We start from the raw sequence: 14,350 nt of genomic DNA, 5'->3' as shown, positions 1-14,350 counted from the left end.
AAACTTGATCGGGAAGGTCAAAGGCAATGGTAGGGGGTCACGGGGAATAACTTGCAGGCCAACCCGGTGGATGGAAATGCTGGAGGTCAGCCAATTGTAGAACTTTTGTGGGGTAACTGCCAAAAATTTTCAGCACTTCTGTGTATTGTTTTAACTGTCCAAGGGCTTCCCGCAGTCGGGGTTCTGTTTGGCTTGCCTCTAAGTCCATAAAAAAGACATATTCTCCCAATGACCGTTTGGTGGGGCGGGATTCAATGCGACTTAGGTTAATGTTCCTCTGGGCCAACAGTTGTAAAGGGCTAACTAAGGCTCCGGGCACATTGCGGGGGACACTAAAGGCGAGGGTGGTGTGACTGCCATTTAGATGGCCCTCTGAACTGACTGCCCAAAAGCGCGTGCAGTTGTCGGGGTAATCCTGGATATTAGTTTGTAGTACAGGAAGATCAAACAGGGTGGCAGCCCGGGGAGAGGCGATCGCCGCTGAGGTGGGATCGTCACCGATAATTTGAATCGCTTCGGTGGTGGAATTGGCGGGTACTAAACTGACCTGGGGAAGATGGGCGGTCAACCATTTCTGACATTGCCCCAGGGCTTGGGGATGGGACACAACGCGATTTAGATTGGCTAAAGATTGGCCCCGACTGAGCAAAACATGGGTGATGGGGAGCACCAATTCCTGCTGTATTTTGAGATTATCCGCCGACCACAGACAATCCAAGGTAATAGCAATGCCCCCCTCCGTTGAGTTCTCCACCGGCACGATCGCCACGTCCACCAGGCCTTGGGCAGCCGCCTCTAGGGTTTTGCCGATGCTGGGACAGGGCAAGAACTCTACAAATTGTCCAGTGCGCTCCTGGTGCTGTTCCCCATAAACCAAGGCAACGGTTTCCGTATTGGTTCCCCTTGGCCCCAAATGTGCAACAACCAATGGTGGCATAAATTCTCCCCAGGAAAGCTGGTACAGGAAATGTTATCATTTTGCAGTGGAATTAAGTCGTGCCGAAGTAGCTCAGTGGTAGAGTAGCTGATTCGTAATCAGTTGGTCGTGGGTTCAAATCCCATCTTCGGCTTAGGTTTCAGAGTTATGGTTTATCGCTTCCCTAGTTCTTCCCTAGCCCCTTTCCCATTGGTCAAAGACCTAGACAATTAAGCCTATACTTAACTCTAATGTCGGGCGCTATACCGCAAAGCTCTCGACAAATTGCCACAGTAAAGTGTCGGGTAATTGTAAAGTTGAGGGAGAAGGGTAATTATGGCCAGACAAGAGCACTGGGCTCCAATCCATCGCCATGGGTTAGTTCGTTGGCTTGGAGGCAGTAAAACTTCATTTTTTTTGCAAAGTCCCCTCCTGCATAATATTCTTTTAAACCTTTTGGTAGCTCTGTTTTATGTCGTAGGAATTAAACTCAGCGACCAATTAGTTAGCACACTACTACCGGGGAGAATTGCCCCCGTTTGGTTTCCCTCCGCCCTAACCTTTGGCGTGTTTTTCCACTTTGGTCATTGGGTCACCCCAGGTATCATTCTCGGCTCGGTGTTGGGCTTAATTTCAGTACTTTCTACGTTTGATCCGCCCCCTAGTATTACCCAATTTCTTGTCCTAGAAACTGCCTTTGCCTTTGCCAATACTATTCAGCCTTTTGTGGGAGACCTCTGGCTAAAAAATAAACTGAAGTTAGTAGCCCAAAGGGAATCGGTACCAATTATTAATGATAGTGATAGTATCAGGGAGCCATTGGCAATTCTCAATCCCTTCCAAAGACTTTCTACTACCATTGCTTTCGTCCAGGGGGCATTAATCGGTCCGTTCTTATCCGCAGTTATTGGTGTTAGCACCTTATTATTTTTAGGAATTGTCACCTGGGAAAAATTTTTCTACTCTTGGATCACTTGGTGGTCTAATAGTTTTTTGGCAATTATTGTTTTTTCGCCTGTACTAATTACTGTCCGCTTCTACCAATTTCGCCGTCATCATCTGACTGATGTTAAGTTAATTCTGTCCATTGCTTTAACTGTTTTAATTTGGTTTCTTTCTTTTTATAAATCCTATCCAGTCGCCTATATGTTTTTGCCACTAATTCTATTTGTGGTCTTTCATTTTGGCGAATTTTTTGCTAGTGTTTTCGTTGCTTTTTTTGCTTTTTTTGCTATTTTCACCACCGCCCAGGGCCAAGGTATATTTATTCATGATTCCGGCAATAATTCAGTGATATTTCTACAGATGTTTACGGGGGTAATTTCCATGACAGCCCTGTTTTTTTCTGCCGTTATTGAAGAAAAGAAAATTGCCCAACAATCCCTTGCCCAGGCAGTAAGAAACCTGGAAAATGAAGTTAAAAGAAGAACGGAGAGATTAACCGCCGCAAAAAAATCCTTAGAAATAGCCAATATTGAACTGAATAAGCTAGCTCACATTGATGGATTAACCCATGTTCCTAACCGTCGCTATTTTGAACAACAATTTCCCCGGGAATGGGAAGCCTTTCTCCAGAGAGGCAATAATCTTACTGTGATGATGGTGGATGTGGATTATTTCAAGCTCTATAACGATCATTATGGCCATGGCCAAGGGGATATTTGCTTAACGGAGATCGCCCAAATATTGCAAAGTTGTATTCGTCAGCCAGGATCTGATTTCATTGCCCGTTATGGGGGGGAGGAATTTATTCTGGTTCTGCCCGAAGTCGGCCGCCTGGAGGCGATCGCCATTGCCCAAAGAATTAAAATTACTCTGCAGGCGGAGGCGATTCCGCATCTGGCAACAGGTAATGGAGGCAATGTTACATGTAGTATTGGCATTGCTGTGGCCTGTTCTGGGTTTGAAGGTGACAGCGAAACATTACTCAAGCAGGCAGACCAAGCCCTTTATTTAGCAAAGCAGGCAGGGAGAAATCAGTACGTCCTCTTTAGTGATTGTGAGACAGAAGTTAATATCGTCGGTCCACCGGATTAAAGCCCAGGTAATTAGTCCAAATCCATGGATATTTGGGCGATCGGGGTAATGTTTTAGTCACGGTGAAAATCAAATCCGGAGCCATAATACCAAGCTTCTAAACAACGTTTTTGCTCAAAGTTAGGTTTGGTAAACAAGATATTTTTAAACAGAGGATAGGCCAGACTATAGCCAGCTAAATTAGCATAGTGACCCAACCAATCTACCAAGGCTGGAAGACCAATTTGGGGCAACAAAGGTAATACTATCAAGGGATTTACCCTGGGCAAAGTTTGAGTCAAACCAGACCATTGAATGACGTCCTGTAGAAAAGGTTGCATTACTTTTTCCCCCTGTTGGTCCATGATGGCAAAAACAGTATTCATCAGATGATTAATTTGATCTGGATCGGCCTTCTGACCAATTCTAACCCCCATAGTTTGTTGAAATAACCAAGTAACACCAATATTGGGCTGGTAGGGTTGTAAAAGAGCCAGATCCGCTGCGGTTAAATAATTCCCCTCGAGGGCTTCGCCAATGGCGGTGGTTAATCGTTGTAAATGCCGTACTATGGCACCAAAACCGCCGAAACTAACAGGGGATTGACTACCGGCACTATCTCCCACGGCTAGTACTCTACTCCAGGGAAAATGGAGGGGACTGGATTTATAGGCAGGGAAAAAACCAGATAAAAATCGTTGCCATTGTAGTTGGTCTAGATTAACTTTTTGGTAACTGGGCAACAGTCGAAAATATTCCTCAAAGAGAAACTCCAAACCGATACGGTCAGGATGCACATCTACATAGGTAAATAGATAGGTGGTGCGGCCATCCCGGGCTGGAAAAGCTTCCCAAAAATATTGGCAATTATTAGTAATTCCTGTGGTGGTGGCAATTAAGTCTCCAGTTTTGTTGTCAGGATAAACCTGGGCGCAACTACCAACTACAAGGCAAACTCCATCAGGAATTTTCCCCTGACGGGCTTGATTTACTAAGGGAGAACCATGGCCCATGGCATCAATCAACAAGCGGCTAGTAATTTTGGAATCAACCGAATCTGCCCCATTTTGTTGATAACTAATTTCAACTCCATCGGGGTGAATAGTTGTTTTTTGAAAGGCAGTGTATTCCAATAATATTCCTCCAGCTTGGAGAAATTTTTGCTTCAATGCTTCCAGTAAATAAACCGGGTCTACCCCCACATTTAAAACATTATTTATCCAAAATTCTTGCCCCCCATGGAAAGCAATGCGACCGGGATTATATTCACTGGCGATCGCCGTTTCCAACTCCTCTGGGGTGAGTAAATCTAATTCCACAAAGGTTTGTAATTCTTGACGGGAAATATTCCATTCCTGGACGCGACCCTGTAATTTCCCCCGTTCAATGACGGCAACACGCCAACCTTTTATTTGTAAACTAGGGGCCAATAAAATTCCCAAGGTGCCGCCACAAATCACCGCGTCAAAATCCGTTTCTCCTAATTTACCATTAACTTTTTGGGCTACCTCAGGGATGGGGAGAATTTTTCCCTGACAGAGGGCTTGCCAACGCTGATCTAAACGCCGTAGATAACCCAGGGCATCCCCGGGCACAGAATTAAGTTTGGAGTCTAAAAAAGTGTTAGTTCTGGTGGCAGAGTCCATGGGGGCAATTTTTTGTTAAATTTCTTGGGCAATAATTAAGACACGTTGGTACAGTTGGGGGCTAACCCTAAAGCCGGCTTGGCTAACCAAATTGTCAATAATTGGTTTCACCTGAGTAATAAGGCTCCTCTGTTTGGCAACAAGAAGAATTCCCAAAATTCCAATTATAGAAAGTCCCAAACGGGAGGCTTCTCTTCTTCCTAAACGCTCATCAATTAATAGATCGTTAGCTTGTAAGTCCATGGCCAGGGCTATGGCTTGGGCTTCCCCCAAATCAAGGCCCCGTTACCTCTGTAGTTGTCGTGCTAGGTGATAGCCATTGGTACTAAGACAGCGGGTTTGAATCCAATCTAACTGCACAATTGCCGAAATTTGGGGGTTAGTGGCCATGGTAATTTCCCTGGCAACGGACTCCGGAATAATTAACTTTTCGTAAATTACTTCTAGGAGCCAAAGATGATCGACAACGGCGAGATTGGCAAGGGCTGAAGTGTCACTAATGACAATCATAACCAGCCACGATTTTGCAGTTGCTCAATGTCCTGTTCAAATTCATCTACGTCGTAGTGAACACAAATTTCCCGCTCCGACAGAAGTTTTTGAAATTCCATAACTTCCATGGAGGAAATTTTACTGGCACGGCTAAGGGAAATGCGTTCCTGTGCAAATAGGGCAATGGCAATTTCCCGGAGCCAATCATTCTGATCAAAGTTTATTGTCTGACCGAGGCTATCAGGTAAGTTTAAGGTGATTTGCATTGGACTACCACTAACCATTACCCCCTGATTCTAGTCTGACGCTGTTGCCATAGCCACGATCACCAAAAGGGTATTAATGAGATAGAAAGAGCCCACAATCTGGGTTTCAGTCCAACCGCTTAATTCCAAATGATGGTGAACGGGAGCCATTTTTAATAGTCTTTTACCTACCCCATCGGGGCCTTTGGTGGCTTTGTAGTAACTGACTTGGGCAATGACGGAGAGGGATTCCACTAGGAAAATGCCACTGATCAGTAATAAACCCCAGAGGTTGCCGGTCATGATGCCCACCGCCGCTAAACTTCCCCCTAGGGCTAAGGAACCCGTATCCCCCATAAATACCCGGGCAGGATTATGGTTATGGTGCACAAAACCAATACAGCCACCGGCCATGGCAGAGCAAAAAAAGGCCAACGCTGGATTTTCCGTCACCACCAGTAAACCTAACCCCACAAAGGCGATCGCCCCGGTGCCCGCGGCTAAACCATCCACCCCATCGGTTAAGTTAGTGGCGTTACTTTCTGCCACAAGGGCAAATATTGCTACCCCCCAAAAAAGCAGACCCAGGGGTAAAACAAATTGCAAAATGCGAATGTTGGTAATTTCCACCGGCCCATAAAAAAATAACCAAGTGCAAAAAATAACGGCGATCGCCACCTGTAAAAATAATTTTTGTTTGGGGGTTAACCCTTTATTGGATTTGTATTTTAAAATTTGCCAGTCATCCACCCAACCGATCGCCATGTAACCCAAAGTTACCAGGCCTACCACCATGACATCAGGGTTGAACTGAGTCCCTACCACGGCGATCGCCACTGCCACCGGCACAAAGAAAATGCCTCCCATGGTGGGGGTGCCGGCCTTTTTCAGATGACTTTGGGGGCCATCGGACTGGATTACTTGGCTCGCTTTGAGGTTTACGAACATTGGTACTACCGCCATGCCAATCAAGGCGGTGATTAGGGCCGTAAAACCAAGGGCAATAAGTAATTTTACATTGCCTAACCATGGCACACCTGCCCAATTACCCAACAGAGCCATCAGGGCTAAAGCCAGGGCCCAGAGCAGAATTAGCAAGGTTTTACCGCTGGGATTCTTCCAACTGGGAAGGGATGAGGATTTTGCGTTGGCCATAGTCAAAAAATTAGTTCAGGGGTTGATCAATGACGTTTTCTCCATCAGACTACCATCAAGGTTGCTGGCCTTTGGCTGTCGATTTTGCTGACAGATTTGAACATCAAGAACCATGCCCTTAATTACCAAACTGAAAAAATATCGACGAAAATATCAACGTTTCTTCTGGCTCGGCTGCATCGTTCTAGCCCTACTACTGACTATTCCCCACCCCAGCCAAGCTCAATTTGTCATGCCCCAAGGATTTAGTGGCCAGAGCCGTGGCTACAAACCCCCAGAGGTTTCCCGGTACGGTCCCATCGAAGTGGCCCCCGTCCGATCGCCCATTGATAACAGTTTTCTATTCAATGTGGCATCCCCCACCGTTTATGACCGCCAGGGGGACAACGACGGGGTTCCTGTGGAGCAAAGGGCCCAAGATATTAAAAGCAAACTGGAACTGGCCATTTTTGGGCGGGATATGAACCCCGATGACCTAAGGGTGGAAACATCTCGCCTCAATAATGTGGTGGTGGTTACCGTCAGCAATGATGATTATCCCCTACCCCTTGTTCTGGCTTCCGTGACGGAAAATGATGCGGATTTCAACGGTCAAACCATCGATGTTTTGGCAGAGCGATGGCGAAAAAAACTAGATGAAGAAATTCGTCGGGGCCAGGCCAGCACCACCCCAGAAGCCTTGGAGCAATCCTTTAAAAAGGCTTTGCAAATATCTGCTGCCCTATTGGTGGCAACGGCTGTCATTGCCGGCATCAAATATCTAATTTTCCGTTATCGTCAACTGCTCCTAAAGCGTAAACAGGCGATCGCCGCCGAACAAGAACAACAAGCGGAGTCGGAGGTCTTTGCTGAAAACCACCCCGACCCCATAGAAGCCCGCTATCCTGTGCCGAAAATCCTAGGGCAACGGCAACGAATATTTTGGCAAAGATTGCCCCAAATACTTAACATCGAACGAAAAATTGGCTTTTGGCAGTTTATTCAGTGGCTTTTGTTCTGGGTGATCATCCTTGGTTGGTACTTCGGACTATTCGCCATATTCCGAGAAATTCCCGGCTTAGCGACCCTCAGTGGTGCCATTCTGGGCCGGCCTTTGCAATTATTACTGCTGTGGTTTTTTGTCGGCCTAGCCATCCGCATCGGTCACCGCATTATCGAACTATTAAAAGATAATTGGCAAAACACTAGCTACATAAGCCTCAATAAATTTATCAATTTGGGGGATAACCAAAGACGAGATCTCCGCATTTCCACCATCGCCGGGGCTATCAAAGGTGTGGTGACAGTGGTTATTACCACCAGCGGGCTATTGACCGCCTTGACCATCCTCGGTATTCCCACCGGGTCTGTGGTTGCCATCGGAGGTTTGGTGGCCCTGGCCATTTCCTTTGGTTCCCAAAGTTTAGTCAAGGATTTAGTCGATGGATTCCTGGTGTTGGCGGAGGATCAGTACGCCATCGGTGATGTGATTGATGTTGGCTTTGCCGCCGGAGGAGTGGAAAATTTGAATTTGCGGGTTACCCAGCTACGAAGCGCCGGAGGGGAATTGGTAACCATTCCCAACAGTGCCATTACCCAAGTGAAGAATCTGACCCGTTCTTGGTCCAGGGCTAATGTGAGTATCAATGTGGCCTACGACACCGACCCCGCCAAGGCCATCAATGTGTTGCGTCAGGTGGGGGAAAATCTGTACGATGACCCGGAATGGCGCGACAAAATGCTAGCGGTTCCCGATGTGTTGGGCATCGACAGTCTCACCCATGAGGGCATGACCATCACCATCTGGATTCAAACAGCACCGGCTCAGCAATGGTCCGTGGGACGGGAGCTGCGGTTTCGAGTACGTCAGGCCCTAACGGAAAATAACATTGAAATTGGTGTTCCCCGCCGAATATATACCACCAATGGAGCCAGTACTCTCCCCTTTAGTGCCATTGAGTCCACTGGAGAAATTTAGAGTTAATTTGATCAAGAAAATCGTTGAAGTTGTGATGACCAAAACTGCTGTTGTTCTTTTATCAGGGGGACTAGATTCCGCCACTGTAGCGGCGATCGCCAAAGAGGAAGGGTACCAAGTGATTGCCCTGTCCTTTAACTATGGCCAACGCCATGACCGGGAGCTCCAGGCAGCCCAAGCCATTGTTCAAGCCCTGGCGATCGAGCACCATTTCACCGTTGATTTGGACTTGGCCCAATGGGGAGGATCTTCCCTAACCGATCGCCAACAAATCCTGCCCCAAGGGGGAGTGGAGCCGGATATTATTCCTTCCACCTATGTGCCGGGGCGTAACACTGTTTTTATTGCTCTGGGTTTATCTTTGGCTGAAGCCCAGGGAGCCGAAGCGGTATTTTTAGGTATTAACGCCATTGATTATTCCGGCTATCCTGACTGTCGCCCCGAATATTTAGCGGTGTATCAACAATTAGCAGCCCTATCTTCCAAAGTGGGAGTGGAAGGGCGACCAATCCAATTAATTGCGCCCCTGATTACACTCAGCAAAGTCGACATTGTCCATAAAGCCTTGGAGTTGGGGGTGCCCATTGCCGAAACCTGGTCTTGCTATGCCGGGGGAGAGCAACCCTGTGGCCGCTGTGATTCCTGCCGTTTGCGGGATCAGGCCTTGATCGAAGCAGGTCACCCTGAACTGGCCAGTGTCCAAGGTCGTCACCGGAGAGAGGACGTGGGTCAAAGCTAGGTAAAACCTTGGCAACCAGTACACCAGGGGCTAACCCCACTTGGAACATCTCAGGTATATTGACCTTCAATTACGGCAAATTTGATTGGGGAAAAACGACCATGGTTAAGTTAGGGCATTTATTAGCATCGGTTCCAGCAGTGGTAGCCGCCGCCCCTTGGTTAACCCAGGAACCTGAGCGTTACCCCGCCCTAGGAGAAGTAGTGGAGGGTTTGTCCACCAATTCCCACGCTTGTTCCCCCGGCACATTATTCATTGGTATGCCAGGCACTAGGGTCGATGGGGGCGAATTTTGGTCTGGGGCCCTCAGTGGCGGGGCGATCGCCGCCGTGGTGAGTGAGAGCGCATTGCAAAAGTTTCCGGCCCAAAATGGAGAATGTGTCATTGCCGTGCCGGATTTGGTCAAGGTTTGTGCTGATATTGCCGCCGCTTTTTATCAACATCCGGCCCAAACTTTACAGTTGACCGGGGTAACAGGCACCAATGGGAAAACCACCACCAGCCATCTAATTGAATATTTTCTTAACCAACAGCAACGGCCCAGCGCTTTATTAGGTACCCTCTACACCCGTTGGCCCGGCTATCAAAAAAACGCTACCCACACTACCCCTTTTGCTACGGATTTGCAGAAACAATTGGCGGAAGCTCTTCAAGCAGGCAATCAGTACGCAGTGATGGAAGTCAGTTCCCACGCCTTGGCCCAGGGGCGGGTCTTGCAATGTGACTTTGCCTGTGCTGTTTTCACCAACCTGACCCAGGATCACTTGGATTTCCACGGCACTATGGACAATTATTTTGCCGCCAAAGCCCTGCTGTTTGAAGGGCAATATTTAAAGGGTCGGGCAGTGATTAACCAAGATGACGTTTACGGGCAAAAATTAATCGATCGCCTGCCGTCGGAGCAAGTTTATACCTACAGTGTCAATGGGAGCACAGCGGATTTTTACACCAAAGATTTAGACTATCAACCTACCGGTGTGCAGGGGATTTTGGTCACGCCCCAGGGATCATTACCATTCCAGTCTCCGCTAGTAGGGCAATTTAACTTAGCTAATGTGTTAGCGGCGATCGCCAGTGGAGTGCATTTTGGTTTAGATTTAGCCACTATGGTCAAGGATTTGCTCAATTTTCCTGGGGTACCAGGGCGCATGGAGCAAGTCAAAATCCGCCCGGATCAGGACATTTCTGTCATGGTGGACTATGCCCACACCCCTGATAGTTTGGAAAATGCTCTCAAGGCTGCTCGACCCTTCATCCCCGGCCGTTTGATTTGCGTATTCGGTTGTGGTGGCGATCGTGACCGCACTAAACGCCCTTTAATGGGCAATATTGCCGCCCAGTTATCCGACCTAGCGGTGGTTACTTCCGATAATCCCCGTACCGAAGATCCGGAACAAATTTTGGCCGATGTGGTACAGGGTATTGCCCCAGATGCCAAGCCCTGGATTATTGGCGATCGGGCCACTGCCATCCAAAAAGCAATCCGCGAAGCGCAACCAGGGGATGGGGTGTTAATTGCCGGTAAAGGTCATGAAGACTACCAGATTCTCGGGACGGAAAAGATCCACTTTGATGACCGGGAACAGGCCAGGGAAGCGTTGACTCTGCGTTACAACGGTCACCATTAACGACAACCTAAACTTTCTCTGGTGGCTACCCCAGTGACTGGATTAACCCCTGCCGCCCGTTCACACATCAGTTTGACTTGGTAAGCATCAAGCACCGCATCACTAAAATCTGCCCCCGTAATATCGGTGTCGTAAAAACGGGTGCGGGTGGCGATCGCCTCGGTGAAAATGGTGTCCCGCAAATCAGCAAAATCCAGGGTAACCCGGTCCACCAGGGAGCCACTCAGGTTAGCACCCCGGAGATTGGCATGGAGGAAAACCGCATCGGTCAAAATGGAAAAGGTTAGATCACTCCCCTCAAAATTGCTTTCCCGTAAATCCGCCGCCGCAAACACCGCTTTGGTTAAGTCCTGATGGGAAAAATCTGACCGAGCTAAATCCCCATAGGTGTAGTTCACCGTATTGGCTTGGGCCAATGCCGATGGCGCCCAGAGCAACACCAAGGCGATCGCCAAGATAAGTATTTGTAGCCACCGCTGCCAGCCAGAAAGGAGCAAAGAAAACATAGAACTAATTTCTCGGGATCTCCCTCCAGCCTAGCAAAACAATCCAGTGGAGCAAAGGCAATTTCTACCCGTTGAAACCTGAAATTAACTGTGGCTAACTATGCTTACCGGTGGCATCATGCTAGCCGTAGCCATGTTCGGACAAAAACGCTAGGTCAATATCTTTAGCCCTTTCTGTTGCTTGACCCCGGGACAAAAATCGGGCCGCATATTTACCCAAAATATCCCCCTCCAAATTAACCCAGTCCCCCGGTTGTAACAGTTGCAAATTAGTTTCGCTGTAGGTGTGGGGAATTACTGCCACATTAAACCAATTCTCTCCACAGTCCGCCACCGTCAAACTAATGCCATTGACGGCGATACTGCCCTTAGGCACGAGGTAGGGCGCTAGATACTGATACCATTGTCCCTGCAGATTCCCCACCGGACCAAAGCTTAGTAGCCAAGCATTGTCAGTTTGTTCGTTGCTCAACAATTGCCCCACTCCGTCCACATGGCCGGAGACAAAATGTCCTCCCACTTTTCCCCCTACCCGGAGGGAAGTTTCAATATTGACCGCTGTGCGTCGTTCCTTGGCTCGGCCGAGGGTGGTGCGCTGCAAAGTTTCCGGGGAAATATCCGCTAGAAACCCATGGTGGGCGATCGCCTCTACGGTGAGGCAAACTCCATCCACTGCAATGCTATCCCCCAAAGCCATATCTCCCAGGACCCTTTGGGCATCAGGAGGAGCGAGGGTAATTTCCAGGCGGTCGGCCCGCTGGGCAGAAAGGTAACCGAGGGATTGGATAATGCCGGTAAACACAATGGAAGAAATAGGGGAAGATGGGGACGGTCTGGAATAACCACCACCATTGTCCCAGCTTGGGTTGGGTTACTGCGGTAATTGACAAAAACCCTTAGAAGCCATGGTCTGAGCAGGGTTATTTTTACCCGACCCAACCCCCCGGAAATGGTCAATGCGCCTACAATGGTTAGTGTTCTTGTCCGCTGAAGAGATAATATGACTGATAATCCGGAAAAAGACGCATTTATGTATCCCAAAAGTAAATATTATGGGGATTTCAAGCCGGAAAAGTTGGTTTTTAATGCAAATCTACAGGAATTCGCCCAGAAAGTGAGTGTGATTTGCAATTTAGAGACCGCAGGCAAAATTGAAACAGTGGAAGCCTATGAGAGAATCAAAAAACTATGGAAGAGCCTTAAGGAGAGCAAAAAAGAATTGGGCATCGGGCAAAATCCTTTTAAAACAGACGAGCCCCCCACTAGCTGATCCATTCCATAGTCATTTAGCATCAGTAACCGATAGTAACCCAGCCTTGTCACTGCGTCCGATCTGCCGTGTTTAATTTCTCCATTGCGTTTTCCCCCTTCAGTAAAGTTTCCCTCAATGTTTGGGTTATGGTCAGTTTACTGATCGCCGCTTGGATTGCAGTGCCGGTGGTCTTTGTTTTTCTGGGTATTTTTTCCTGGCAGGGGGAAATTTTTCAACACCTCTGGGAGACGGTTTTGGGAGAATACATTCGTAACTCCCTAGCTCTTATGGTGGGAGTGGGAGCGGGGGTTTTGGTTTTGGGGGTGGGTACCGCTTGGCTAGTGACCATGTGCCGTTTTCCCGGCTCCCGCTGGTTGGAATGGGCTTTGTTATTACCCCTGTCTTCCCCGGCCTACTTATTGGCCTACGGCTATAGCAACCTTTTGGACTACTACGGTCCCGTCCAAGGACTACTGCGTCCTATCTTCGGTTGGCAGTCAGCCCCTGAGTATTGGTTTCCCAATATCCGTTCCCTTTGGGGGGCGATCGCCATTTTGGCTTTGGTCTCCTATCCCTACGTTTATCTCCTAACTCGCATTGCCTTTTTAGAACAGGGAATTTGCACCCTAGAAGCCAGTCGTTCCCTTGGTTGTAACCCCTGGCAAAGTTTTGGTCGGGTGGCACTGCCCCTAGCTCGGCCGGCGATCGCCGCTGGTTTAGCGTTGGTAATGATGGAAACCCTGAATGATTTTGGCACTGTGCAATATTTTGGCGTCAATACTTTCACCACAGGTATCTATTCCACCTGGTTCGGCTTTGGGGAAAGGCAAGGGGCCACCCAACTGGCGGCCTTTTTAATGATTTTTATTTTCCTCCTGGTTATCTTGGAACGCTGGTCCCGCCGTCAGGCAAAATTTTATCAATCCAGTAGTCCCCAACAGCATTTACCCCGTTATCAACTCCGGGGCCTAAGGGCGATCGGGGCCTTAGTTTTTTGTCTTTTTCCCTTCTTGCTCGGCTTTTTAATACCCGCCAGCTATTTGCTTTACCTTACTCTCTCCTACGCCCAGGAAGTCAGTAACAATAACTTCTTCCAATTGGCCTCCCACAGTTTAATCCTGGCCTGCCTCACCGCGGCGATCGCCCTAGGGATTGGTTTAATCCTGGTCTATGGCCAAAGGTTGAGCCGCCAACCCCTAACCTCCTTCGCAGTCAAAGTCACTTCCATGGGCTATGCCATCCCCGGTTCCGTCATTGCCGTGGGGGTGCTCATTCCAGCGGGAAACTTTGACAATTGGCTGGCTGATTGGTGGGAAAATATTTGGGGCGTAAAAATGGGTCTTCTGCTGAGTGGCACCATTGCCATTCTGGTCTATGCCTATCTGGTCAGGTTTTTGGCCGTGGCCCTGGGCTCCCTTGAAGGTAGTTTAGGCAAAATTAAACCCAGTTTGGACGATGCGGCCCGCAGTTTAGGCAAAAGCCCCAGCCAAATTCTCTGGCAAGTCCATGCTCCCCTAATGACCGGAGGCCTACTCACCGCTGTGATGTTGGTGTTTGTCGACGTAATGAAAGAATTGCCAGCAACGTTGGTAATCCGTCCTTTTAACTTCGATACCTTAGCCATCCGGGTTTATCAATACGCCTCCGACGAACGGCTCATTGAGGCGGCAGCCCCAGCACTGACCATTATTCTGGCGGGAATGTTGCCCGTGATTTTCCTCAGTGTGCAAATTGCCCGCTCCCGCCCCAACGATCTACAAAGTTAGTGGGAAATTTATACACATTCAGTTTTAACCCA

Annotated in this window: 14 protein-coding genes and 1 tRNA gene; 7 read left to right on the top strand and 8 right to left on the bottom strand. The window is 48.4% G+C overall.

Annotated elements, in window-relative coordinates; translation table 11 throughout:
• Positions 1-37 precede the first annotated feature (37 nt).
• On the bottom strand, positions 38-937 hold the full coding sequence (gene pheA, locus D082_RS01720) for a prephenate dehydratase (protein WP_028946659.1): 900 nt from the start codon (positions 935-937) through the stop codon (positions 38-40).
• A 61-nt stretch (positions 938-998) separates the two neighbouring features.
• Between pheA and D082_RS01715 the strand changes: the two genes are divergently transcribed.
• Positions 999-1,070, top strand: a tRNA-Thr gene (locus D082_RS01715).
• 182 nt (positions 1,071-1,252) lie between these two features.
• Positions 1,253-2,953, top strand: coding sequence for an MASE1 domain-containing protein (locus D082_RS01710; RefSeq protein WP_193386676.1), 1,701 nt, complete (start codon positions 1,253-1,255; stop codon positions 2,951-2,953).
• Positions 2,954-3,006: 53 nt separating this feature from the next.
• Here D082_RS01710 and D082_RS01705 read toward each other — a convergent pair whose 3' ends face one another.
• From D082_RS01705 to mraY, 5 genes are read right to left on the bottom strand one after another with little or no spacing between them, the layout of a single operon-like run.
• Positions 3,007-4,578 carry an NAD(P)/FAD-dependent oxidoreductase gene (locus D082_RS01705; protein ID WP_028946660.1) on the bottom strand — a complete coding sequence of 524 codons (1,572 nt, stop codon included), beginning with the start codon at positions 4,576-4,578 and terminating at the stop codon, positions 3,007-3,009.
• 15 nt (positions 4,579-4,593) lie between these two features.
• A complete protein-coding gene (locus D082_RS18880; RefSeq protein ID WP_238546790.1) occupies positions 4,594-4,821 on the bottom strand; it encodes a DUF3368 domain-containing protein in 228 nt (75 codons plus the stop codon).
• A 42-nt stretch (positions 4,822-4,863) separates the two neighbouring features.
• Positions 4,864-5,088: a hypothetical protein gene (locus D082_RS18875; RefSeq protein ID WP_238546789.1), complete on the bottom strand. Its 225-nt coding sequence runs from the start codon at positions 5,086-5,088 to the stop codon at positions 4,864-4,866.
• On the bottom strand, positions 5,085-5,354 hold the full coding sequence (locus D082_RS01695) for a UPF0175 family protein (RefSeq protein ID WP_028946661.1): 270 nt from the start codon (positions 5,352-5,354) through the stop codon (positions 5,085-5,087). The genes D082_RS18875 and D082_RS01695 overlap by 4 nt, the downstream gene beginning before the upstream one ends.
• Before the next feature lie 12 nt (positions 5,355-5,366).
• Positions 5,367-6,470: a phospho-N-acetylmuramoyl-pentapeptide-transferase gene (gene mraY / locus D082_RS01690; protein ID WP_028946662.1), complete on the bottom strand. Its 1,104-nt coding sequence runs from the start codon at positions 6,468-6,470 to the stop codon at positions 5,367-5,369.
• 112 nt (positions 6,471-6,582) lie between these two features.
• On the opposite strand from mraY, the gene D082_RS01685 reads away from it, so the two are divergent.
• From D082_RS01685 to D082_RS01675, 3 genes are all read left to right on the top strand, one after another.
• Positions 6,583-8,427 carry a mechanosensitive ion channel family protein gene (locus tag D082_RS01685; protein WP_028946663.1) on the top strand — a complete coding sequence of 615 codons (1,845 nt, stop codon included), beginning with the start codon at positions 6,583-6,585 and terminating at the stop codon, positions 8,425-8,427.
• The gene (queC, locus tag D082_RS01680; RefSeq protein ID WP_081857597.1) at positions 8,375-9,166 is read left to right on the top strand and encodes a 7-cyano-7-deazaguanine synthase QueC; all 792 of its coding nucleotides are present in this window, start codon (positions 8,375-8,377) and stop codon (positions 9,164-9,166) included. The genes D082_RS01685 and queC overlap by 53 nt, the downstream gene beginning before the upstream one ends.
• A 101-nt stretch (positions 9,167-9,267) precedes the next feature.
• Positions 9,268-10,794 carry a UDP-N-acetylmuramoyl-L-alanyl-D-glutamate--2,6-diaminopimelate ligase gene (locus D082_RS01675; protein WP_028946665.1) on the top strand — a complete coding sequence of 509 codons (1,527 nt, stop codon included), beginning with the start codon at positions 9,268-9,270 and terminating at the stop codon, positions 10,792-10,794.
• On the opposite strand, the gene D082_RS01670 is transcribed toward D082_RS01675, so the two are convergent.
• Both D082_RS01670 and ribE read right to left on the bottom strand, forming a co-directional pair.
• The gene (locus D082_RS01670) at positions 10,791-11,300 is read right to left on the bottom strand and encodes a pentapeptide repeat-containing protein (protein WP_028946666.1); all 510 of its coding nucleotides are present in this window, start codon (positions 11,298-11,300) and stop codon (positions 10,791-10,793) included. The genes D082_RS01675 and D082_RS01670 overlap by 4 nt on opposite strands.
• 121 nt (positions 11,301-11,421) lie before the next feature.
• On the bottom strand, positions 11,422-12,102 hold the full coding sequence (gene ribE / locus D082_RS01665) for a riboflavin synthase (RefSeq protein WP_028946667.1): 681 nt from the start codon (positions 12,100-12,102) through the stop codon (positions 11,422-11,424).
• Between the two features lie 198 nt (positions 12,103-12,300).
• Between ribE and D082_RS18730 the strand changes: the two genes are divergently transcribed.
• Positions 12,301-12,570: a hypothetical protein gene (locus D082_RS18730; RefSeq protein ID WP_028946668.1), complete on the top strand. Its 270-nt coding sequence runs from the start codon at positions 12,301-12,303 to the stop codon at positions 12,568-12,570.
• A gap of 128 nt (positions 12,571-12,698) precedes the next feature.
• A complete protein-coding gene (locus D082_RS01655) occupies positions 12,699-14,318 on the top strand; it encodes an iron ABC transporter permease (protein ID WP_081857685.1) in 1,620 nt (539 codons plus the stop codon).
• Positions 14,319-14,350: the final 32 nt, after the last annotated feature.

This window comes from Synechocystis sp. PCC 6714 (assembly GCF_000478825.2).
Taxonomy (GTDB): Bacteria; Cyanobacteriota; Cyanobacteriia; order Cyanobacteriales; family Microcystaceae; genus Synechocystis.
The sequence above is the reverse complement of the archived record's forward strand: the minus strand, read 5'-3'. Positions and strand labels throughout refer to the sequence as shown.